The sequence below is a fragment of the Massilia sp. BGA-UO-ETr-WB1 genome, assembly GCF_059567845.1.
The window spans coordinates 730971-751296 of sequence record NZ_JCAQOT010000026.1 but is presented as its reverse complement, the minus strand read 5'-3'; the positions used below and the strand labels follow the sequence as shown (position 1 = coordinate 751296).

Here is a 20326-nt window from a genome sequence, read left to right as displayed (position 1 = left end):
GCCTTGCGGGCTTGAATTTGTCTATACAAGTTGTTGCGGTTGCAGTCAGAAGGAAAAGTTCAGCACTGGTTCGGTCCCAAGATTCTCCATCCTGCCTGATCGCGCGCAAAGCGCGGCAGAGTGCCAAATCCCACGAAAAATCCCCACTCCGTCCGACCCGGTCCAGCCGCGCGAGCGCTATCGAGCTGCGTTGTCGATTTGCTACGCTGCTGTTGTCACTAGGCAACCTTATAATTTATTTTCAATTTTTTCTTGACATCTTTTTCGCCCTGAGACTAGCCCCAATGGGTGGGGGATTGATGAGGTAGCACTTTCAGTATCTTGTGTAAGTATCTAATTTAACGCGATATTTTTACTAGAGCCTGCATCAAGGATCGACGCTAAGTCCTTAATTTCATTAATAAAATCCATGTTTTCCCGATTGGAAAGCGCTTGACCACTATCTTTCCATCCTCTAAAGTGGGCAACTGTGTGAAAAAGTGTAGTTTTGTGGGATTTCTGACCCTGCTTGTCTGTCCCTTCATTTAAAAGGTAATACGTGTTTCAAGGCGCTTCCGCGATCACTCTCGATGCGAAAGGCAGGATGTCCATCCCGGCCAAGCATCGCGACGCACTGGCTATCCAGTGCGAAGGACGCCTCACGCTTACCAAGCATCCCGACGGTTGCCTGCTGATGTACCCGCGCCATGTGTGGGAAGCCAAGCGCGACCAGATCGCCGCCTGGCCGATGTCGGCCCGCGGCTGGCAGCGCATTTTGCTGGGCAACGCGAACGACGTGGAGATGGACTCGGCCGGCCGCATCCTGGTGGCGCCCGAGCTGCGCGACGCCGTCGGCCTGGGCCGCGACGTGGTGCTGTCCGGCATGCTGACCCATTTCGAAATCTGGGATCCGGCCCGCCGTGCCGAGAACGAGCAAGCCACCATCGACGTCGGCATGCCCGACGCGCTTTCCGATTTTTCTTTCTAAGGCCCGCCCAAAATGACTTCAGTTGCGGTGCCAGAATTCCAGCATCGTACGGTGCTGCTAGACGAGGCGGTCGACGCGCTCCAGCTGGAAGGCGCGCGCGCCAACGGCCTGTATATAGACGGCACCTTCGGGCGCGGCGGCCACAGCCGCCTGATCCTGTCGCGCCTGGGCGAGCAGGGCCGCCTGCTGGCCTTCGACAAGGACTTGCAGGCCATCGCCACCGCCGAACAGATCACCGACCCGCGCTTCCAGATCGTGCATGACAGTTTCGCCACCATGGCTTCCGCGTTGGCGGAACGCGCCATGCCCAAGGTGGACGGCGTGCTGCTGGACCTGGGCATCTCTTCGCCGCAGGTGGACGACGCCGCCCGTGGCTTCAGTTTCCGCAACGATGGTCCGCTCGACATGCGCATGGATACCACCCGTGGCATGTCGGCTGCGGAATGGCTGGCTACCGAAACCGTAGAGACACTGGAAAAGGTGATAAAAGAATATGGGGAAGAACGGTTTGCTTTTCAGATTGCAAAGGCGATTGTTGCTCGCCGGGCAGTCGAACCAATTTCAAGCACACGACAGCTTGCCGCAATCGTGGCAAATGCGGTCAAGACCCGTGAAAAGGGCAAGGATCCGGCCACCCGGACTTTTCAAGCTATCCGGATTCACATCAATAAGGAGCTTGAGGATCTCGAAGCCGGACTGACCCACGCCTACGACTGCGTGGCGCCGGGCGGCATCCTGGCCATCATCAGCTTCCATTCGCTGGAAGACCGCATGGTCAAGCGCTTCTTCGCGTCCAAGGCCAATGTGCCGCAGCCGGACCGGCGCCTGCCGATCCGCGCGGTGGACCTGCCGCAGCCGGAACTGAAGCTGCTGGCCAAGATCAAGCCGTCCGACGCCGAAGTCGAGGCCAACCCGCGCGCCCGCTCGGCGGTGATGCGGGTGGCGCGCCGCCTTCCTTACGACGACAAGGCGGCGGCGTGAGCTTCAAGATCAACCTCGTCCTGGCGGCCTTGCTGGTAGGCTGCGCGCTGTCGCTGGTGAACGCGCAGTACCAGGCGCGCCACCTGTTCATCGACCTCGAGCGCGCGCAGGCCAAGGCGCGCCAGCTCGATATCGACTGGGCGCAGCTGCAGCTGGACCAGTCCAAGCTGGGCAAGCACGCCCGTATCGAGGAAATCGCCCGCCGCGACCTGAACATGACGCAGCTGACGGCCAACCGCACGCAATACCTGACGCAAGGAGAGCAGTGATGCGGGCCGGCGGCGGAGCAAACAGCGCACGCGTGGCACGCTCGAAGGGCATGCCATTCTCGAAAAGCCCGATGCTGGCGGTGAGCCTGCCGCCGTGGCGTTCGCGCGTGGTGCTGTTCGTGCTGTTCGCCGCTTTCCTGGCGCTGGGCGTGCGCGCCTTGTGGCTGCAGGGCGTGAAGACCCAGTTCCTGCAGCAGCAGGGCGAGAACCGCTACGCCTTCACGCTGGAGCTGCCGGCCACGCGCGGCAAGATCACCGACCGCAACGGCCAGGTGCTGGCTTCGTCCGTCCCCGTGAAAGCCATCTGGGCGATTCCGGAAGACGTGCTGGCCGCACCGGCTGAAAAGGTGCGCGCGCTGGCCGCCCTGCTCGACATGAGCGAGGCCGACCTGCGCAAGAAGCTCGATTCGGACCGCGACCTGGTCTACCTAAAACGCCAGGTGGAGATGGACGTGGCCGACAAGATCGCTGCGCTGAAGATCGACGGCATCGAGGCGCGCAAGGAATACAAGCGCTTCTACCCGCAGGGCGAAGTGATGACGCACGTGGTGGGCTTCACCAACGTGGAGGACGTGGGCCAGGAGAGCATGGAGCTGGCGCAGCAGAAAACGCTGCAGGGCGCCACCGGCAGCCGCCGCGTGATCAAGGACCGCCTCGGCCACATCGTCGAGGACATCGGTTCGATCCACGAACCGCACGACGGCAAGGACCTGACCCTGTCGGTGGACAGCAAGATCCAGTACATCGCCTACACCCAGCTGAAAGGCGCGGTGGAGAAGTTCAAGGCCAAGGCCGGCGGCGCGGTGGTGCTGGACGTGCACACCGGCGAAGTGCTGGCGCTGGCCAACTACCCGAGCTACGACCCGAACGACCGCCGCTCGCTGACCGGCGCGCAGCTGCGCAACCGCGTCATGACCGACACCTTCGAGCCCGGCTCCACGCTGAAGCCGATCACGGTGGCGCTGGCGCTGGACAGCGGCCGCGTGAACCCGAATTCCTATATCGACACCGGCGCCGGCCGCTACACCATCCTGGACCGCACCATCACCGACACCAAGGGCCACGGCGTCATCAACGTGTCGCAGATTATCGAAATGTCGTCCAACATCGGCACCTCCAAGATCGCGCTCAGCATGCCGCCGCAGGAGATGTGGGAGATGTTCACCAAGGTCGGTTTCGGCCAGCAGCCGAAGTGGGGCTTCCCCGGCGCGGTGGCGGGCCGCGTGCGTCCTTACAAATCCTGGCGTCCCATCGAGCAGGCCACCATGAGCTACGGTAACGGCATCTCGGTGTCGCTGATCCAGCTGGCGCGCTCGTACATGATGTTTGCCCGTAACGGCGACACCATTCCGCTGTCGTTCCAGAAGGTGACCGAGCCGCCGGTGGGGCAGCAGATCATCAAGCCGAAAACCGCCGCGCAGATGCGCGAAATGCTGGAGACCGTGGTCTCCGGCAAGGACGGCACCGCCAAGCAGGCGCAGATTCCGGGCTACCGCGCAGGCGGCAAGACCGGCACCGCCTACAAGGTGGAAAACGGCCGCTACGCCATACCGCGCAAATACATCGGTTCCTTCGTCGGCATGGTGCCGATGTCGAATCCGCGCTTCATTATCGCTGTCATGATCGACGAACCTACCTCGGGCGGCCACTATGGCGGCCAGGTCGCAGCACCGACATTCGCCGCCGTTGCGGCCAACGCGCTGCGTTCCCTGAACGTGCCGCCGGATTCGTCCGTCACCGAAATCGTCATCCCCGCCGACGGCGGGGCCGACGTCATGTAATGAGCGCCCATGACACCTAACGAAATCAGCAACTGGATCAAGCAGGCGGCTCCCGGCGGGCAGCTGGCCTCGGACTCGCGCCGCGTGAAAGCGGGCGACGTGTTCTTCGCCTATCCGGGCGAGGGCAAGGACGGCCGCGCCTACATCGCCGCCGCCGTCGCGCAGGGCGCGGCCGCCATCGTGTATGAAGAGCAGGGCGCCGAGGCGTATCCGTGGGATGCCGCCTGGACCCTGCCGCGCCTTGCCGTGGCGGACCTGAAGCGCCGCTCCGGCCCCATCGCGCACGCCTTCTACGGCTATCCGGACGCCAGCATGTTCACCGTGGGCGTGACCGGCACCAACGGCAAGACCTCTTGCGCGGTGTGGCTGGGCCAGGCCCTGAGCCGCCTGGGCGACCTCACCGCCGTCATCGGCACGCTGGGCGTGGGCATGTCGCGCGCGCGCGGCGAAGTGGAATTCGACCCGACCGGCTACACCACGCCGGACGCGGTGCTGCTGGCGCAAAAGCTGGCCGAAACGCGCGACCAGGGCGCTACCGCGCTGGCCATCGAAGTGACCTCGATCGGCCTGGACCTGGGCCGCACCGACGGCATGCATTTCGATGTGGCGCTGTTTACCAACCTCACGCGCGATCACCTGGACCACCACGGCGACATGGCCGCCTATGAAGCGGCCAAGACCAAGCTGTTCGACAGCCCCGGCCTGCAAGCGTCGGTGGTGAACCTGGACGACGCCATGGGGCATCGCCTGGCGGACCGCCTGGTGGCGCGCAAGGACCGCGTGGTCGGCTACACGCTGCGCGACGCGGCGGCGCTGCCGGACCTGCCGGGCGTGGACATGCTGCGCGCCGGCCAGTTGCGCACGCGCAGCGCGGGCACCGAATTCCATCTCGATACGCCGCAAGGCAGCACGCAGGTGAAGACCCAGCTGGTAGGGCAGTTCAACATCAGCAATGCGCTGGCGGTGCTGGGCGCGCTGCTGGTGAAGGGCGCCACGCTGCGCGCTGCCGTGGAGGCCATCGAAGGCCTGACCCCGGCGCCGGGCCGCATGCAGCAGATCGGCGGCAACGACGCGCCGATGGTGGTGATCGACTACGCGCACACGCCGGACGCGCTGGAAAAGACGCTGGACACGCTGCGCAGCGTGGCGCAGGAACGCGGCGGCAAACTGTGGTGCGTGTTCGGCTGCGGCGGCGACCGCGACCCGGGCAAGCGTCCGCAGATGGGCCGCATTTCGCAGATCGCCGAGCATGTGCTGGTCACCAGCGACAATCCGCGCAGCGAAGAGCCGCACGCCATTATTGAACAGATTATCGCGGGCATGGACGCGCACCATCCCACTTCCGTATTCCAGGCGGTGGACGACCGCGCGGCCGCCATCCTGTACGCCATCAAGCATGCCGCCAAGCCGGACGTGATCCTGCTGGCAGGGAAGGGCCATGAGCCCTCCCAGGAAATCAAGGGCCGCAAGATCCCGTTCTCGGACGCCGACCACGCCCAGCTGGCGCTGTCCGCCCGCCTCACCATGATGAGGACCAATTGATGCAAGCAACACTGGCCCAGCTGCTGGCGGCTATTCCAGGCGCGACCTTCGTGCCAGGACTTGCGCCGGGCATGACCGCCGCCGCTGCCCCTGATGCCGTCGCCTTCGCCGGCGTCTCCACCGACAGCCGCAGCGCGCCTGCCGGCTCGCTGTTCGTCGCCCTGCGCGGCGAGCATTTCGACGCGCACGACTTCCTGCTGGACGGCCCGAACGCCGTGGCGGGCAAGGGCGTTGCCGCCGTCGTCGCCGAGCGCCTGCCCGAAGGCTGGACCCTGCCGGCCCTGCTGGTGCCGGATACGCTGGTTGCCCTGGGCCGCATCGCCAATTTCTGGCGCAAGCAGTACGCGCTGCCCGTCATCGGCGTCACCGGCAGCAACGGCAAGACCACGGTCAAGGAAATGATCGCCGCCATCCTCGCGGCGGCGCACGGCGAAGAGGGCCGCCTGGCCACGCGCGGCAACCTGAATAACGAAATCGGCGTGCCGCTCACGCTGTTCCGCCTGTCCGCCGCGCACCGTTCGGCGGTGATTGAGCTGGGCATGAACCACCCAGGCGAAATCGGCCGCCTGAGCGCCATCGCCGAACCGACCATCGGCATGGTGAACAACGCCCAGCGCGAGCACCAGGAATTCATGCACTCAGTGGTAGCGGTGGCGCGCGAGAACGGCGCCGTGCTGGCCGGCCTGCCTGCGGACGGCGTGGCCGTGTTCCCGCAAAGCGACGAGTTCACGCCCATCTGGCGCGAACTCTCCGCCGGCCGCCGCACGCTGACCTTCGGCCTGACCAAGGAAGCCAACGTCTCCTGCACCCACCGCGCGGGCGACTTCGGCAACCAGATGTTCGTCACCGTGCACGAGGGCGACAGCGCGGATGCGCTGCAGTTCTTCGTCGCCCTGCAGGCGGCGGGCGAGCACAACGTGCTGAACGCGCTGGCCGCCGTGGCCTGCACCTACGCCGCCGGCATCAGCGCCGAGCACATCAAGCTGGGCCTGGACACGTTCGCGCCCGTCAGCGGCCGCCTGCAGAAAAAGGCCGCCGTGAACGGCGCCGTCGTCATCGACGACAGCTACAACGCCAACCCGGACTCGGTGCGCGCCGCCATCGACGTGCTGGCCAAGGCCGCCGCGCCGCGTGTGCTGGTGCTGGGCGACATGGGCGAAGTGGGCGCGCAGGGCCGCGAATTCCACGAGGAGATCGCCGCCTACGCCGCCGGCAAGAACATTGAACACGTCTTCGTCACCGGAGCGCTGGCCCGCCATATGCGCGGGTTCGGGGTGACGCAGCATTTTGAAGAATTCGACGCGCTGCTGTCCGCCGTGGAGGCGGCGGCAACGCCGGATGCAACCGTATTGATCAAGGGCTCCCGCTTCATGAAAATGGAACGGGTCGTGCAGCATTTGATTGGATCGCAACAAGCTAACAAAGGAACTCACTAATCATGCTGCTCTGGCTCGCACAGATGTACCAGGACGACTTCGGTCCCCTGCGCGTATTCAACTTCATCACCGCGCGCGCGGTGTTCGCCACCATCACGGCGCTGATCATCGGCCTGTGGGCCGGCCCGTCCGTCATCCGCAAGCTGACCGCCATGAAGTACGGCCAGGCCGTGCGCACCGACGGTCCGCAAACCCACCTGAAAAAGCACGGTACCCCCACCATGGGCGGCGTGCTGCTGCTGATCGCTATCGGCGTGTCCACGCTGCTGTGGTGCGACTGGTCCAACCGCCTGATCTGGCCGGTGATCGTGGTCACCATCGGCTTCGGCGCGGTGGGCTGGGTGGACGACTACCGCAAGGTGGTGCGCCAGGACCCGGAAGGCATGCGCTCGGCTGAAAAATACTTCTGGCAGTCGCTGGTGGGCATCGGCGCCGCGCTGTACCTGGCGTTCTCGGTGTCCGCGCCCACGCCGGCCAAGGTATTCGAGCTGTTCTTCGCCTGGCTGCAGTCCGGCTTCTCGATGGACCTGCCGCCCAAGGCCGACCTGATCGTCCCGTTCTTCAAGACCATCAGCTATCCGCTGGGCGTGTGGGGCTTTATCGCGCTGACCTACTGCGTCATCGTCGGCACCAGCAACGCGGTGAACTTCACCGACGGCCTGGACGGCCTGGCCATCATGCCGACCGTGATGGTGGGTTCGGCGCTGGGCCTGTTCGCCTACCTGACCGGCAGCACCGTGTACTCCAAATACCTGTTCATCCCGTACATTCCCGGCGCCGGCGAGCTGATCATCTTCTGCGGCGCCATGGCCGGGGCGGGCCTGGCCTTCCTCTGGTATAACACGCACCCCGCGCAAGTGTTCATGGGCGACGTCGGCGCGCTGGCGCTGGGCGGCGCGCTGGGCACCATCGCCGTCATCGTGCGCCAGGAGATCGTGCTATTCATCATGGGCGGCATCTTCGTGGCCGAAACCGTGTCCGTCATCATCCAGGTGGGCTGGTTCAAGTACACCAAGAAGCGCTACGGCACCGGCCGCCGCGTGTTCCTGATGGCGCCGTTGCACCACCACTTTGAACAAAAGGGCTGGAAAGAGACCCAGGTCGTCGTCCGTTTCTGGATCGTGACGATGATGCTGGTATTGGTTGGCCTCTCCACGTTGAAGCTGCGCTGATGAGCTACGAAGGCAAACGGGCACTGGTACTCGGGCTGGGCGAATCCGGCCTGGCGATGGCGCTATGGCTGGCCCGTGGCGGCGCGCGCGTGCGCGTGGCCGACACGCGCGACGAGAGCGCCGTGGCGGACCGCCTGGCGGCGCTGAAAGCGGCCGCGCCGGACGCTGAATTCATCGGCGGCCGCCTGGATATCGCCCTGCTGTACGACACCGACTTTGTCGCCATCAGCCCCGGCCTGGCGCCGCAGGGCGACGTGGCGGACCTGATGCGCGCCGCCGCCGCCGTGAGCATTCCCGTGTGGGGCGAGATCGAACTGTTCGCCCAGGCGCTGGCGGCGCTGAAGGAAGAACGCGGCTACGCGCCGAAAGTCATCGCCATCACCGGCACCAACGGCAAGACCACCGTCACCAGCCTGACCGGCCAGCTGTGCCAGCGCGCCGGCTTCAGCGTGCGCGTGGCGGGCAATATCAGCCCGGCCGCGCTGGACGTGCTGCGCGAGGTGATCGAAGCGGACGCGCTGCCCCAGGTTTGGGTGCTCGAGCTGTCCAGCTTCCAGCTGCACACCACGCTCAGCCTGCAGGCCGACGCCGCCACCGTATTGAACATCACCCAGGACCACCTGGACTGGCACGGCTCGATGGACGCCTATGCCGCCGACAAGGCGCGCATCTTCGGCGCCAACACCGTGCGCGTGCTGAACCGCGACGACGCCGCCGTGATGCGCATGGCGAACCCGGTCGGCGAGAACGTCAGCTTCGGCACCGGCGAACCGCAGGAAGCGGGCAGCTTCGGCCTGCACAACGAGCGCGGCATCTACTGGCTGGCCACCTCGGTGCCGGACGAGGACGCCGAGCCGCCGAAGAAACGCAAGAAGAACGACCCGGCGCCGGAACCGGTCGCCACCACGATCAAGAACCTGATGCCGTCGGATGCGCTGCAGATCCGTGGCCTGCACAACGCCTCCAACGCGCTGGCCGCGCTGGCCCTGTGCCGCGCCATCGGCCTGCCGTTCGCGCCGCTGCTGCACGGCCTGCGCGAATACCGGGGCGAACCGCACCGCGTGGAGCTGGTCGCATCGATCAACGAAGTGGAATACTACGACGACAGCAAGGGCACCAACGTGGGCGCCACCGTGGCCGCGCTGAATGGCCTGGGCAAGAGTTTCACCGGCGCCAACCAGCGCCTGCTGCTGATCGCCGGCGGCGACGGCAAGGGCCAGGAGTTCGATCCGCTGGCCGAGCCGGTGTCGCGCTACGTGCGCGCGGTATTGCTGATCGGCCGCGATGCGCCGGCCTTGCGCGCCGCGCTGGAGCAGGGCGGCGTGGCCCAGGCGGGAGTCGACCTGGCCGACTGCGGCACCGACCTGCCGTCCGCCGTGCGCCTGGCCGCCAAGCTGGCCAAGCCGGGCGACGCCGTGCTGCTGTCGCCGGCCTGCGCCAGCCTGGACATGTTCAGGAACTACGCGCACCGCGCCCAGGTGTTCATCGACACCGTGCGCGAGATCGCGCTCGACGCCGGACAGGAGCTCTGATCCATGGCCTTCCAGCTGCCATTCCGCTTCTCTTCTTCCTCGGGCTCCAAGGCTATCGACAGCCGCGCGCGCCCGTCGAAGATGATGGAGTACGACCAGCTGCTGGTGTGGGTGGTGCTCATCCTCATGCTGCTGGGGATGGTGATGGTGTATTCGGCCTCGATCGCGCTGCCCGATTCGCCCAAGTACGCGGCCTACAAGAACAACTACTTCCTGATGCGCCAGGCCATCTTCATCACCATCGCGGTGCTGGTGGGCCTGATGACGTTCCGCATTCCGATCGCCGTCTGGCAGCGCAGCGCGCCCTACCTGTTCATCGGCACGCTGGTGCTGCTGATGGCGGTGTTCCTGCCCGGCCTGGGCGTGACCGTAAACGGCGGCAAACGCTGGATTTCGCTGAAGGTGTTCAACTTCCAGCCTTCCGAACTGATGAAGGTGGTGATCGTGCTGTACGCGGCCGACTACACGGTGCGCAAGCAGGAATACATGCACAAGCTGACCAAGGGCTTCATGCCGATGGCGCTGGCGGTGAGCTTCGTCGGCCTGCTGCTGCTGCTCGAGCCCGACCTGGGCGCCTTCGGCGTGATCGTCTGCATCGCCATGGGCATCCTGTTCCTGGGCGGGATCAACGCGGTCTGGTTCGGCGGCATCGGCGCCATGCTGATCACGATTTTCGTCTCCATCATCGCGCTGTCCAAATTCCGGCGCGACCGCTTCTTCGCCTACCTCAATCCCTGGGAAGAAGACAACGCGCTGAACAAGGCTTACCAGCTGACGCACTCGCTGATCGCTTTCGGGCGCGGCGAGTTTTTTGGCGTTGGCCTGGGCGGCAGCCTGGAGAAGCTGCACTACCTGCCGGAAGCGCATACCGACTTCCTGCTGGCGGTGATCGGCGAGGAGCTGGGCCTGGCCGGCGTGCTGTGCGTGATCGCCATGTTCTACTGGCTGATCAAGCGCGCCTTCGACATCGGCCGCCAGGCCATCGCCATCGACCAGACCTTTGCCGGCCTCACTGCCAAGGGCATCGGCATCTGGATCGGCGTGCAGACCTTCATCAACATGGGCGTGAACCTTGGCCTGCTGCCGACCAAGGGCCTGACCCTGCCGCTGATGAGCTACGGCGGCACCGGCATTGTGATTAACTGCGTCGGACTCGCGATCCTGCTTCGGATCGACTACGAGAACCGGGTCCTGATGCGCGGCGGCAGAATATGAAACGACTGATCATCATGGCGGCCGGCACCGGCGGCCACATCTTCCCCGGCCTGGCGATCGCGCAGACCATGCGCGCGCGCGGCTGGGAAGTGAGCTGGCTGGGCACCAGCCACGGCATGGAACAGGAGCTGGTGCCCAAGCACGGCATCGCCATGGACACCATCAATTTCTCCGGCATGCGCGGCAAGGGCATCAAGCACAGCCTGGGCGGCGCGCTCAAGATGCTGGGCGCCTTCGCCGACTGCTTCGGCTATATCGGCCGGCGCAAGCCGGCCGTGGTGCTGGGCATGGGCGGCTACGTCACCGTGCCGGGCGGCCTGATGGCGCGCCTGCGCGGCGTGCCCACCGTGCTGGTGAACGCCGACGCGGCGCTGCTGCTGTCGAACAAGACCCTGGCGCCGTTCGCCGAGCGCGTGTGCTTCGGCTTCCCGGCCGATTTCGGCGCGGCGGCCGCCAAGGCTGTCGTCACCGGCAACCCGGTGCGCCAGGAGATCCTGGACATGGCGGCGCCGGAAGCGCGCTTCGAGGGCCGCAGCGGCGCCTTGCGCGTGCTGGTGGTGGGCGGCAGCCTGGGCGCCAAGGCCCTGAACGACAACCTGCCCGCCGCGCTGGCGCTGATCCCCGAGGCGCAGCGCCCGGTGGTGACGCACCAGTCGGGCAAGAAGAATATCGATGCGCTGCGCGCGGCCTATGCCGAGGCGGACGTGCAGGCCAACGTGGTCGACTTCATCGACGACATGGCGCGCGCCTACGCCGAGGCGGACCTGGTGATCTGCCGCGCCGGCGCCATCACCGTGTCGGAACTGACGGCGGCCGGCGTGGCCAGCGTGCTGGTGCCGCTGGTGGCCTCGACCACCAGCCACCAGCGCGACAACGCGCAGTGGATGGCCAAGCAGAACGCCTCCATCCACATGCCGCAGACGGAAATGAACCCGCGCAGCCTGGCAACCCTGCTGGAAACGCTCACGCGCGGCGCCTGCCAGACCATGGCCATGGCGGCCCGCAAGGCGGGCAAACGCGACGCCAACGACGCGATCGCGCAAGTACTGGAACAGATTGTGGAACGCAAATCATGAAGCATAAAGTCAAAAACATTCACTTCGTCGGCATCGGCGGCAGCGGCATGAGCGGCATCGCCGAAGTGCTGCTCACGCTGGGCTACAACGTGTCCGGCTCCGACCTGGGCGCCAACGCCGTCACGCAGCGCCTGATCGACATGGGCGCCACGGTGCACCAGGGCCACGCCGAAACCCATATCGGCGACGCCGACGCGGTGGTGACTTCCACCGCCGTCAAGGCGGACAACCCGGAAGTGGTGGCGGCGCGCGCGCGCAAGATCCCCATCGTGCCGCGCGCGGTGATGCTGGGCGAGCTGATGCGCCTGAAGCGCGGCATCGCCATCGCCGGCACGCACGGCAAGACCACCACCACCAGCCTGGTGGCTTCGGTGCTGGCGCAGGGCGGCCTGGACCCGACCTTCGTCATCGGCGGCCGCCTGACGGCAGCCGGCGCGAACGCCAAGCTGGGCACCGGCGACTACCTGGTGGCGGAGGCCGACGAATCCGACGCGTCCTTCCTGAACCTGACGCCGATGATCGAAGTGATCACCAATATCGACGCCGACCATATGGAAACGTATGAGCACGACTTCGAAAAGCTGAAGCAGGCCTTCGTCAACTTCACGCACCGCCTGCCGTTCTACGGCCGCGCCATGCTGTGCATCGACGACGAGCACGTGCGCAGCATCATCCCGCACGTGACCAAGCCGATCACCACCTACGGCTTCCGCGAGGACGCCGAAGTGCGCGCCGTGAACGCGCGCGCGGTGGGCGTGCAGATGCACTTCACCGTGCTGCAGGAAGGCTACCCGGACCTGGACGTGGTGCTGAACCAGCCCGGCATGCACAACGTGCTGAACGCCTGCTCGGCGGTCGCCATCGCCCGTGAAATCGGCATCGAGGACAGCGCCACGCAGGCCGGCCTGGCCGGCTTCGCCGGCGTGGGCCGCCGCTTCACGCGCTATGGCGAAACCGCCATCGGCGGCGATGCAGCCAAGGGCGCGTTCGCCCTGGTGGACGATTTCGGCCACCATCCGGTGGAAACCGAAGTCACGCTGGCAGCAGCGCGCGCCGCGTATCCGGGCCGCCGCCTGGTGCTGGCTTTCCAGCCGCACCGCTACAGCCGCACGCGCGACCTGTTCGAGGATTTCGCCCGCGTGCTCAGCTCCGTGGACGTGCTGGTGCTGGCCGACGTGTACGCGGCCGGCGAACAGCCGATTGTGGCGGCCGACGGCCGCTCCCTGGCGCACGCGATCCGTGCGCGCGGCAAGGTCGAGCCGGTGTTCGTGGAGAACATCGCCGACATGCCGGAAACCATCATGAACGTGGTGCGCGACGGCGACGTCGTGCTCACCATGGGCGCAGGCTCGATCAGCGGCGTCCCTGCAAAACTGACTACTTACACTAAGGTCTAAAGAAGTGAACGCTACTCCATTCCTCTCCGCACAAGAAGCGCAAGCCTTCGGCAAAGTGGGCGTGCTGTTCGGCGGCCGCTCCGCCGAACGCGACGTGTCCATCATGTCCGGCACCGGCGTGCTGGCGGCACTGCAAAGCCAGGGCATCGACGCCCACGCCTTCGACCCGGGTCAACTCAGCCTTGCTGAGTTGGCTGCTGAAAAATTCGACCGCGTGTTCATCGCGCTGCACGGCCGCTTCGGCGAAGACGGCTGCCTGCAGGGCGCGCTGGAACTGCTCGGCATCCCCTACACCGGCAGCGGCGTGATGGCCAGCTCGGTGGGCATGGACAAGATCACCACCAAGATCCTGTGGCTGGCCGAGAACCTGCCGACCCCGAAATACGCGGTGCTGAACGCGGACTCGGACCTGGACCAGGTGGCCGCCGACCTGGGCCTGCCGCTGATCGTCAAGCCGCCGCACGAAGGCTCGACCATCGGCATCACCAAGGTGGAGCAGGCCGGCGCCTTCCAGGCCGCCTACGACATCGCCGCCGCGCTGGACGACTCGGTGCTGGCCGAGGAATTCGTCACCGGCCGCGAATTCACCGTGGCCGTGCTGGGCAGCGGCGCCGGCGCGCGCGCGCTGCCGGTGGTGGAGATCGTGGCGCCGGAGGGCAACTACGACTACCAGAACAAGTACTTCACCGACGATACGCAGTATTTCTGCCCGGCGGTGCTGGACGCGGCAATCACTGATGAAATGCAGCGCATCGCCGTGGCGGCCTACCGCTCGCTGGGCTGCGAGGGCTGGGGCCGAGTCGACGTGCTGCTGCGCGCGGCCGACAACAAGTCCTTCCTGCTGGAGGTGAACACCTCGCCGGGCATGACCAGCCACTCGCTGGTGCCGATGGCGGCGCGCGCCGAAGGCATCAGCTACGAGCAGCTGTGCGTGGAGATCCTGCGCAGCGCAAGACTGAAGATGAAGGGATAAGCGGCATGTGGCAAGACGCGAAAGCCTTGAATGCGACCGCCAGCGGCATTTTTGCCGCTGTGGCGCTGGCTTGCGCGGCTTCCGCGGTGTGGTGGGTGTCGCAGCGGCCGATGTTCAACCTGCGCACCATCCGCGTTGAAACGATGGACCGCTCCGACCTGCGCCATGTGAACCACCTGACGCTGCAGGCCGGAACGGCCGGCCGCATCCGGGGCAATTTCTTCACCACCAACCTGGACGGGGTGCGGCAGGCGTTCGAATCGGTGCCCTGGGTGCGGCGCGCCACGGTGCGCCGCGAATGGCCGGACCAGCTGGTGGTGGCGCTGGAAGAGCACGAGGCGCTCGGCACCTGGGGCGAGGACGGCCGCCTGCTGTCGACCAAGGGCGACGTGTTTACCGCCAACCTGGCCGAGGCGGAAGAGGACCATGAACTGCCTGCCTTCTCCGGCCCGGAAGGCAGCGAGAAGGAAGTGCTGTCGCGCTTCGGCGAACTGAAAGCGTGGTTCGCGCCGGCGCAGCTGGAGCCGCAGGCGCTGGACCTGTCGGGCCGCTACGCGTGGAAGGTGAAGCTGAACAACGGCATGAGCGTGGAGCTGGGGCGCGAGCAGTCCCGCTCGATGCTGAAGGAACGGGTGGACCGGCTGGTGGGCATCTGGCCGCAGCTGGCGAGCCGGGTGCAGAACATCGAGACGATAGACATGCGGTACCAGAATGGATTGGCGCTGAGCGCAACGGGCCTGAAGATACCACCCGAAGGCAAGAAACCCAAGTAAGCACCGGCAGTCAAAGAATACTTTAAAAGCATATTACAGCAGGCAAAACAGATGACAAAAGACGCGAAAAACCTGATCGTCGGCCTCGACATCGGCACCTCGAAAGTGGTGGCCGTGGTGGCCGAGGTGATGGGCGATGGACGCCACGAAGTGATCGGGCTGGGCCAGCACGAGTCCAAGGGCTTGAAGAAGGGCGTGGTGGTCAACATCGAGGCGACCGTCGAGTCCATCCAGCGCGCGCTGGAAGAAGCCGAGCTGATGGCCGACTGCAAGATCCGCAACGTCTACGCCGGCATCGCGGGCAGCCATATCCGCTCCTTCAATTCGAGCGGCATGGTGGCCATCAAGGACAAGGAAGTGACGGCCACCGACGTGGCGCGCGTCATCGAAACGGCCAAGGCGGTTAATATCCCGACCGACCAGCAGCTGCTGCACACGGTGCCGCAGGAATTCATCGTCGACAGCCAGGAAGACGTGCGCGAGCCGATCGGCATGAGCGGCATCCGCCTGGAGGTGAAGGTGCACATCGTCACCGGCGCGGTCAGCGCGGTGCAGAACATCGTCAAGTGCGTGCGCCGCTGCGGCCTGGAAGTGTCGGACCTGATCCTGCAGCCGATGGCTTCGGCCGACGCGGTGCTGACGCCGGACGAGAAGGAGCTGGGCGTGGTGCTGATCGACATCGGCGGCGGCACCACCGACGTGGCCGTGTTCTCGGACGGCGCCATCCGCCACACCGCCGTGATCCCGATCGCCGGCGACCAGATCACCAACGACATCGCGATGGCGCTGCGCACCCCGACCTCGGAAGCCGAAGAGATCAAGATCCGCTACGGCGTGGCCAAGCAGGTGCTGGCCGATCCGGGCGAACACCTGGAAGTGCCGGGCCTGGGCGACCGCGGTCCGCGCAACCTGTCGCGCCAGGCGCTGGCGGCGGTGATCGAACCGCGCGTGGAAGAGCTGTTCGCCATGGTGCACCAGGTGGTGCGCGAATCCGGTTACGAAGGCGTGCTGTCGTCGGGCATCGTGCTCACCGGCGGCACGTCCATCATGCCGGGCATGGTGGAAATGGCGGAAGACATATTCCTGAAACCGGCGCGCATGGGCACGCCGGACTATCGGGGCCAGCTGGCCGACGTGGTGCGCTCGCCGCGCTACGCCACCGTGCTTGGCCTGTTGTTGGAAGCGAAAAAACAGTACCTGCGCGGCCATATCGTTACGCGCCAGGATGGGTCGGTGAAGGCGGTATGGCAGCGCATGAAGGAATGGTTCCTCGGTAATTTCTGAAGTATGTGGTAATGAAACGCGGCGTTAAACAGTATAAATATTTTTAATTGAAACCGCAGTTTTCAATCCCCAGCTCTCCTAACGATATGAGGACTGGCGATTGAAAACGGCATTCTGATAGGAGCACATCATGGAGTTTGATATGGTCGATAACGCAGCTTTGGGCACCGTCATCAAGGTCGTCGGCGTCGGCGGAGCAGGTGGCAATGCAGTTCAGCACATGATCAACAAGGGCATGAGCGGCGTGGAGTTCATCGCCGCCAATACCGACGCGCAGGCGCTGTCGGCCTCGAAGGCCGGCAACATCATCCAGATCGGCGAGACCGGCCTGGGCGCGGGCATGAAACCGGAAGTGGGCCGCAAGCTGGCCGAAGAATCGCGCGCGCGCATTGAAGACGCGCTGCGCGGCGCGCACATGGTGTTCATCGCCGCCGGCATGGGCGGCGGCACCGGCACCGGCGCCGCGCCTATCGTCGCTGAAGTGGCCAAGGCCATGGGCGCGCTGACCGTGGCCGTGGTCTCGAAACCGTTCTCGCACGAAGGCCAGAAGTGCATGGACATCGCCGACGAAGGCCTGGAGCAGCTGAGCCAGAACGTCGACTCGCTGATCGTGATCCTGAACGAGAAGCTGGAAGAGATCTACGAAGACGAATCGCTGATCGAGTGGCTGCAGCACGCCGACGATGTGCTCAACAACGCGGTGGCCGGCATTGCCGAGATCATCAACGTGCCGGGCCACATCAACGTCGACTTCAACGACGTGAAAACCATCATGGGCGAGCAGGGCAAGGCCATGATGGGCACCGCCACCGCTTCCGGCGTGGACCGCGCCCGCATCGCCGCCGAGCAGGCCGTGGCTTCGCCGCTGCTGGACGGCGTGGACCTGTCCGGCGCGCGCGGCGTGCTGGTCAACGTGACCGCCTCGCGCGGCCTGAAGGGCAAGGAGATCAAGGAAGTCATGGCCGCCGTGCGCGCCTTCGCCGCGCCGGACGCGTCGATCGCGCAAGGCATCGCCTACGACGACGAGATGGGCGACGCGATCCGCGTGACCGTGGTGGCCACCGGCCTGGGCAAGACCAAGAAGCACGTGCAGCTGGTCCAGCAGCCGATGTTGCGCACCGGCACCCACAACTCGCCGCAGGCGGCGCTGGGCGGCGGCGCGGTGACCTCGTCGGTGACGATGGGCGGCGCCGGCGGCGGCATTTCGGGCGGCGGCGCGCAAGCGTTCGACGGCATGAAAGCGCCGGCCGTGTGGCGCCGCGAATCGGCTTCCGAGCAGGTCAACGCGCTGCAGAAGTCGGGCATGGAAACCTACGACATCCCGGCCTTCCTGCGCAAGCAAGCCGACTAAGCCTGCCGCAGACGCTTTTCCCCAACCTCTGGCATACTCCCAAGTTCGTGCCAGAGGCATGCCGCGCCTAGCGCGGCTTTTTTACAACCATACAAAAGGAGTCCAGACCATGACCATCAAGATTGGCGACAAACTGCCGGAAGGCACCCTGTCCGAATTCATCGAAACCGAAACCGAAGGCTGCTCGCTCGGCCCGAACACCTTCAAGGTTGAAGACCTGGTCAAGGGCAAGAAGATCGCGATCTTCGGCCTGCCTGGCGCCTACACCCCGACCTGCTCGGCGCAGCACGTGCCGGGCTACGTGAAGCACGCCGCCGACCTGAAAGCCAAGGGCGTGGACGAGATCTGGTGCATCAGCGTGAACGACGCCTTCGTCATGGGCGCCTGGGGCCGCGACCAGAAGGCCACCGGCATCGTGCGCATGATGGCCGACGGCAACGCCGCCTACTCCAAGGCCCTGGGCCTGGACGCCGACTTCAGCAAGTTCGGCATGGGCACCCGCTCGCAGCGCTACTCGCTGCTGGCGGAAGACGGCGTGGTCACCCAGCTGAACGTGGAGCAGGGCGGCAAGTTCGAAGTGTCGAACGCCGAAACCCTGCTGGGCCAGCTGTAATCGCCGGCTAGCCCGGCAGCAAAGCAAAACGGCGCTTCGGCGCCGTTTCTGTTTTCTTGACTGAGGAAATATCAAGGTATGATCGTAGCGTGCTTGCATAATCTGAGCACGGAGGCTGCCATGAAATTTCTGACGTTGGAACAACTGCAACAAGCCCATGCCGCAGGCGAGCTTGGCACCGTGACCTTGCAGGCGGATGGAGCTGAGTTCGAAATACATATATCCGCCAAAGCGGGTTTGCACCGACTGGCGGGACGGTTTGCAGATGCAGGCGAAGCGTTGCTGCTGCTGCAGGGTGTCGGTATCAGCGACGTGCAGGTGGTCGGCGACGATGCCGCGAGCCGGGCAATCCGGAAAGCGCTCGCCGGGCTTAAAGACGGCACGAATGCCGTCTATTCTCCTGACGAGTGGGAACTGGTCAGGGCAAGCAAAAGGACGCAACGAGATGCGTTATGAAACGCGTCTTGCGCAGCCGCAGCTATGTGGATGACCTGGATGACATCGAGCGCTATATCGCCAAAAGCAATCCGCGCGCCGGTGCCGGCATGTGGCTGCGCATCGACGAACAAGTAGACAAACTAGCTGATCCGAATTTTCCCCGCCGACCCGGCCGGGTGGCCGGCACATTCGAGCTGGTAGCGCATAAAAACTATGTTGCCGTCTTTCACGAGGACGCGCTCGCGATCACAGCGTTAAACGTCATTCATGCCCGCAAGCGCTATCCCTGACAAGCAAAGATCAGGCGGCCTTTTGCGCGCTCTTGCGGCTGCGGCGCTTGGGGGCGAGCATGACGCCGGTGCACGACGGCGCGCCGCAGTAGCAGGCGAAGGCGCGCTTGACGGCCGGGGTGTGGCGCGCTTCGTAGATCAGCGCGTAGTTGTAGTTCAGCTCGTCGCCCGCTTCGATGAAGTGCAGCGAGTAGATGAAGACCTTGCCGTCTTCCTCGTAGGCTTCGCAGTTGGGTTCGCAGGCGTGGTTGATGAAGCGCGCCTCGTTGCCGCCGCTGCCGCCGTCGATCAGGCTGCCGTCTTCCAGGCTGAAGAAGAAGGTGTGGTTGATCGGTCCGCCGCCCGCTTCCGCGCGGCGCGCCGACTCGTCGCTGCTGATGCGCTCGCCGGTGTATTCGATGATGCGGGTACCGGGCGGGATGTCCTGGCGCGCGAACACGCCGCGGCCGTGGATGGGCGATTCTTTGACGATGAAGAGTGGGGTATCGATAGGCGTAAGCATGGCGGTAATATACCGCGCTTGCGGCGCGCGTGGTAAACACGCCGCAAGCGTGCTGCAGACGGGCTTTGGCGCCTCAATCGGCGGCGGGGAAATCCAGTACCGTATCGTTGACGCGGTTGACCAGGTTGGTGAAGGTGATGCTGGCGATGGCGAGCAGGGTGTCGACGATTTGCGCGTCGCTGTAGCCTGCCGCCTTCACGGCCGCCACCACCCCGGACGGCACGGTGCCGCTGCTGCGCGCCAGGGTGTGGGCGAAAGTGGCCAGCGCGTCGGCACGCTCGTCGCCGGATGCCTCGCCTTTGCGCACGGCCTGGATGGCTGGGCGGCTCAGGCCGGCTTTCGAACCCATCAGCGTGTGCGCGGCCAGGCAGTAGTCACAGCCGGCGTCTTCGCTGATGGCCAGTTTGACGATCTCGATTTCCCTGGCGCTCAGGCTGGATTTTTTCAGCGCGCCGTCCAGATTGAGGGCGGCTTCCAGCGCTATCGGGCTGTTGCTGCCAACCGTGGCGTAGGCGTTCGGCACCATGCCGATGGCGCCTTTGATGGCGCTGAACAGCTGGGCGGCGTGGCCGGTGGCTTCAGGGATGGCGATGGTGTGCAGACGGCTCATGATGGTTTCCTTTAAGTGTGGGACCGACCGGGTTTGTGTGTCGGCATGGGAAGGAGTTTAGGCCGGATGTGTGAAACTTTTAATGCCTGAAATGCGCTAGAATTTGCTCAATCGTCTCAAGTGG

The 20326-nt window shown here is 65.2% G+C and carries 20 protein-coding genes; 18 read left to right on the top strand and 2 right to left on the bottom strand.

Annotated elements, in window-relative coordinates; all coding sequences use genetic code 11:
• Positions 1 to 538: 538 nt before the first annotated feature.
• The 18 genes from mraZ to AC56DV_RS25625 all read left to right on the top strand — a co-directional run bounded on the left by mraZ (position 539) and on the right by AC56DV_RS25625 (position 19090).
• Positions 539 to 967, top strand: a complete 429-nt coding sequence (mraZ, locus tag AC56DV_RS25710; RefSeq protein WP_496317050.1) for a division/cell wall cluster transcriptional repressor MraZ — start codon at positions 539 to 541, stop codon at positions 965 to 967.
• Positions 968 to 979: 12 nt separating this feature from the next.
• Entirely contained in the window at positions 980 to 1948 is a 969-nt protein-coding gene (rsmH, locus tag AC56DV_RS25705; protein ID WP_496317049.1) for a 16S rRNA (cytosine(1402)-N(4))-methyltransferase RsmH, read from the top strand.
• Positions 1945 to 2217, top strand: coding sequence for a cell division protein FtsL (gene ftsL, locus AC56DV_RS25700; protein WP_496317048.1), 273 nt, complete (start codon positions 1945 to 1947; stop codon positions 2215 to 2217). The genes rsmH and ftsL overlap by 4 nt, the downstream gene beginning before the upstream one ends.
• Positions 2217 to 3998 (top strand): peptidoglycan D,D-transpeptidase FtsI family protein, encoded by a 1782-nt coding sequence (locus tag AC56DV_RS25695; RefSeq protein WP_496317047.1) that lies wholly within the window; start codon positions 2217 to 2219, stop codon positions 3996 to 3998. Before ftsL ends, AC56DV_RS25695 begins: the two co-directional genes overlap by 1 nt.
• Before the next feature lie 9 nt (positions 3999 to 4007).
• The gene (locus AC56DV_RS25690; RefSeq protein ID WP_496317046.1) at positions 4008 to 5540 is read left to right on the top strand and encodes a UDP-N-acetylmuramoyl-L-alanyl-D-glutamate--2,6-diaminopimelate ligase; all 1533 of its coding nucleotides are present in this window, start codon (positions 4008 to 4010) and stop codon (positions 5538 to 5540) included.
• A complete protein-coding gene (locus AC56DV_RS25685) occupies positions 5540 to 6976 on the top strand; it encodes a UDP-N-acetylmuramoyl-tripeptide--D-alanyl-D-alanine ligase (RefSeq protein WP_496317045.1) in 1437 nt (478 codons plus the stop codon). Before AC56DV_RS25690 ends, AC56DV_RS25685 begins: the two co-directional genes overlap by 1 nt.
• Before the next feature lie 2 nt (positions 6977 to 6978).
• Positions 6979 to 8148: a phospho-N-acetylmuramoyl-pentapeptide-transferase gene (gene mraY, locus AC56DV_RS25680; RefSeq protein WP_496317044.1), complete on the top strand. Its 1170-nt coding sequence runs from the start codon at positions 6979 to 6981 to the stop codon at positions 8146 to 8148.
• Positions 8148 to 9680 carry a UDP-N-acetylmuramoyl-L-alanine--D-glutamate ligase gene (murD, locus tag AC56DV_RS25675; protein WP_496317043.1) on the top strand — a complete coding sequence of 511 codons (1533 nt, stop codon included), beginning with the start codon at positions 8148 to 8150 and terminating at the stop codon, positions 9678 to 9680. The genes mraY and murD overlap by 1 nt, the downstream gene beginning before the upstream one ends.
• A 3-nt stretch (positions 9681 to 9683) precedes the next feature.
• Entirely contained in the window at positions 9684 to 10895 is a 1212-nt protein-coding gene (gene ftsW, locus AC56DV_RS25670; protein WP_496317042.1) for a putative lipid II flippase FtsW, read from the top strand.
• Positions 10892 to 11971, top strand: a complete 1080-nt coding sequence (gene murG, locus AC56DV_RS25665) for an undecaprenyldiphospho-muramoylpentapeptide beta-N-acetylglucosaminyltransferase (RefSeq protein ID WP_496317041.1) — start codon at positions 10892 to 10894, stop codon at positions 11969 to 11971. The genes ftsW and murG overlap by 4 nt, the downstream gene beginning before the upstream one ends.
• On the top strand, positions 11968 to 13368 hold the full coding sequence (murC, locus tag AC56DV_RS25660; protein WP_496317040.1) for a UDP-N-acetylmuramate--L-alanine ligase: 1401 nt from the start codon (positions 11968 to 11970) through the stop codon (positions 13366 to 13368). The genes murG and murC overlap by 4 nt, the downstream gene beginning before the upstream one ends.
• Positions 13369 to 13372: 4 nt before the next feature.
• Complete coding sequence (locus tag AC56DV_RS25655) at positions 13373 to 14341, top strand: D-alanine--D-alanine ligase (RefSeq protein ID WP_496317039.1); 969 nt, start codon at positions 13373 to 13375, stop codon at positions 14339 to 14341.
• 5 nt (positions 14342 to 14346) lie between these two features.
• Complete coding sequence (locus AC56DV_RS25650; RefSeq protein WP_496317038.1) at positions 14347 to 15114, top strand: cell division protein FtsQ/DivIB; 768 nt, start codon at positions 14347 to 14349, stop codon at positions 15112 to 15114.
• A 51-nt stretch (positions 15115 to 15165) separates the two neighbouring features.
• Positions 15166 to 16398, top strand: a complete 1233-nt coding sequence (ftsA, locus tag AC56DV_RS25645; RefSeq protein ID WP_056398831.1) for a cell division protein FtsA — start codon at positions 15166 to 15168, stop codon at positions 16396 to 16398.
• A 130-nt stretch (positions 16399 to 16528) separates the two neighbouring features.
• Positions 16529 to 17749, top strand: coding sequence for a cell division protein FtsZ (gene ftsZ, locus AC56DV_RS25640; RefSeq protein ID WP_496317037.1), 1221 nt, complete (start codon positions 16529 to 16531; stop codon positions 17747 to 17749).
• A gap of 109 nt (positions 17750 to 17858) precedes the next feature.
• Positions 17859 to 18362, top strand: coding sequence for a peroxiredoxin (locus AC56DV_RS25635; RefSeq protein WP_496317036.1), 504 nt, complete (start codon positions 17859 to 17861; stop codon positions 18360 to 18362).
• A gap of 120 nt (positions 18363 to 18482) precedes the next feature.
• Complete coding sequence (locus AC56DV_RS25630) at positions 18483 to 18818, top strand: hypothetical protein (RefSeq protein WP_496317035.1); 336 nt, start codon at positions 18483 to 18485, stop codon at positions 18816 to 18818.
• The gene (locus AC56DV_RS25625; RefSeq protein ID WP_496317034.1) at positions 18815 to 19090 is read left to right on the top strand and encodes a type II toxin-antitoxin system RelE/ParE family toxin; all 276 of its coding nucleotides are present in this window, start codon (positions 18815 to 18817) and stop codon (positions 19088 to 19090) included. The genes AC56DV_RS25630 and AC56DV_RS25625 overlap by 4 nt, the downstream gene beginning before the upstream one ends.
• A gap of 10 nt (positions 19091 to 19100) precedes the next feature.
• Here AC56DV_RS25625 and AC56DV_RS25620 read toward each other — a convergent pair whose 3' ends face one another.
• Both AC56DV_RS25620 and AC56DV_RS25615 read right to left on the bottom strand, forming a co-directional pair.
• The gene (locus AC56DV_RS25620) at positions 19101 to 19592 is read right to left on the bottom strand and encodes an SET domain-containing protein (RefSeq protein ID WP_496317033.1); all 492 of its coding nucleotides are present in this window, start codon (positions 19590 to 19592) and stop codon (positions 19101 to 19103) included.
• A gap of 73 nt (positions 19593 to 19665) precedes the next feature.
• On the bottom strand, positions 19666 to 20202 hold the full coding sequence (locus tag AC56DV_RS25615) for a carboxymuconolactone decarboxylase family protein (protein ID WP_496317032.1): 537 nt from the start codon (positions 20200 to 20202) through the stop codon (positions 19666 to 19668).
• Between the last annotated feature and the right edge of the window lie 124 nt (positions 20203 to 20326).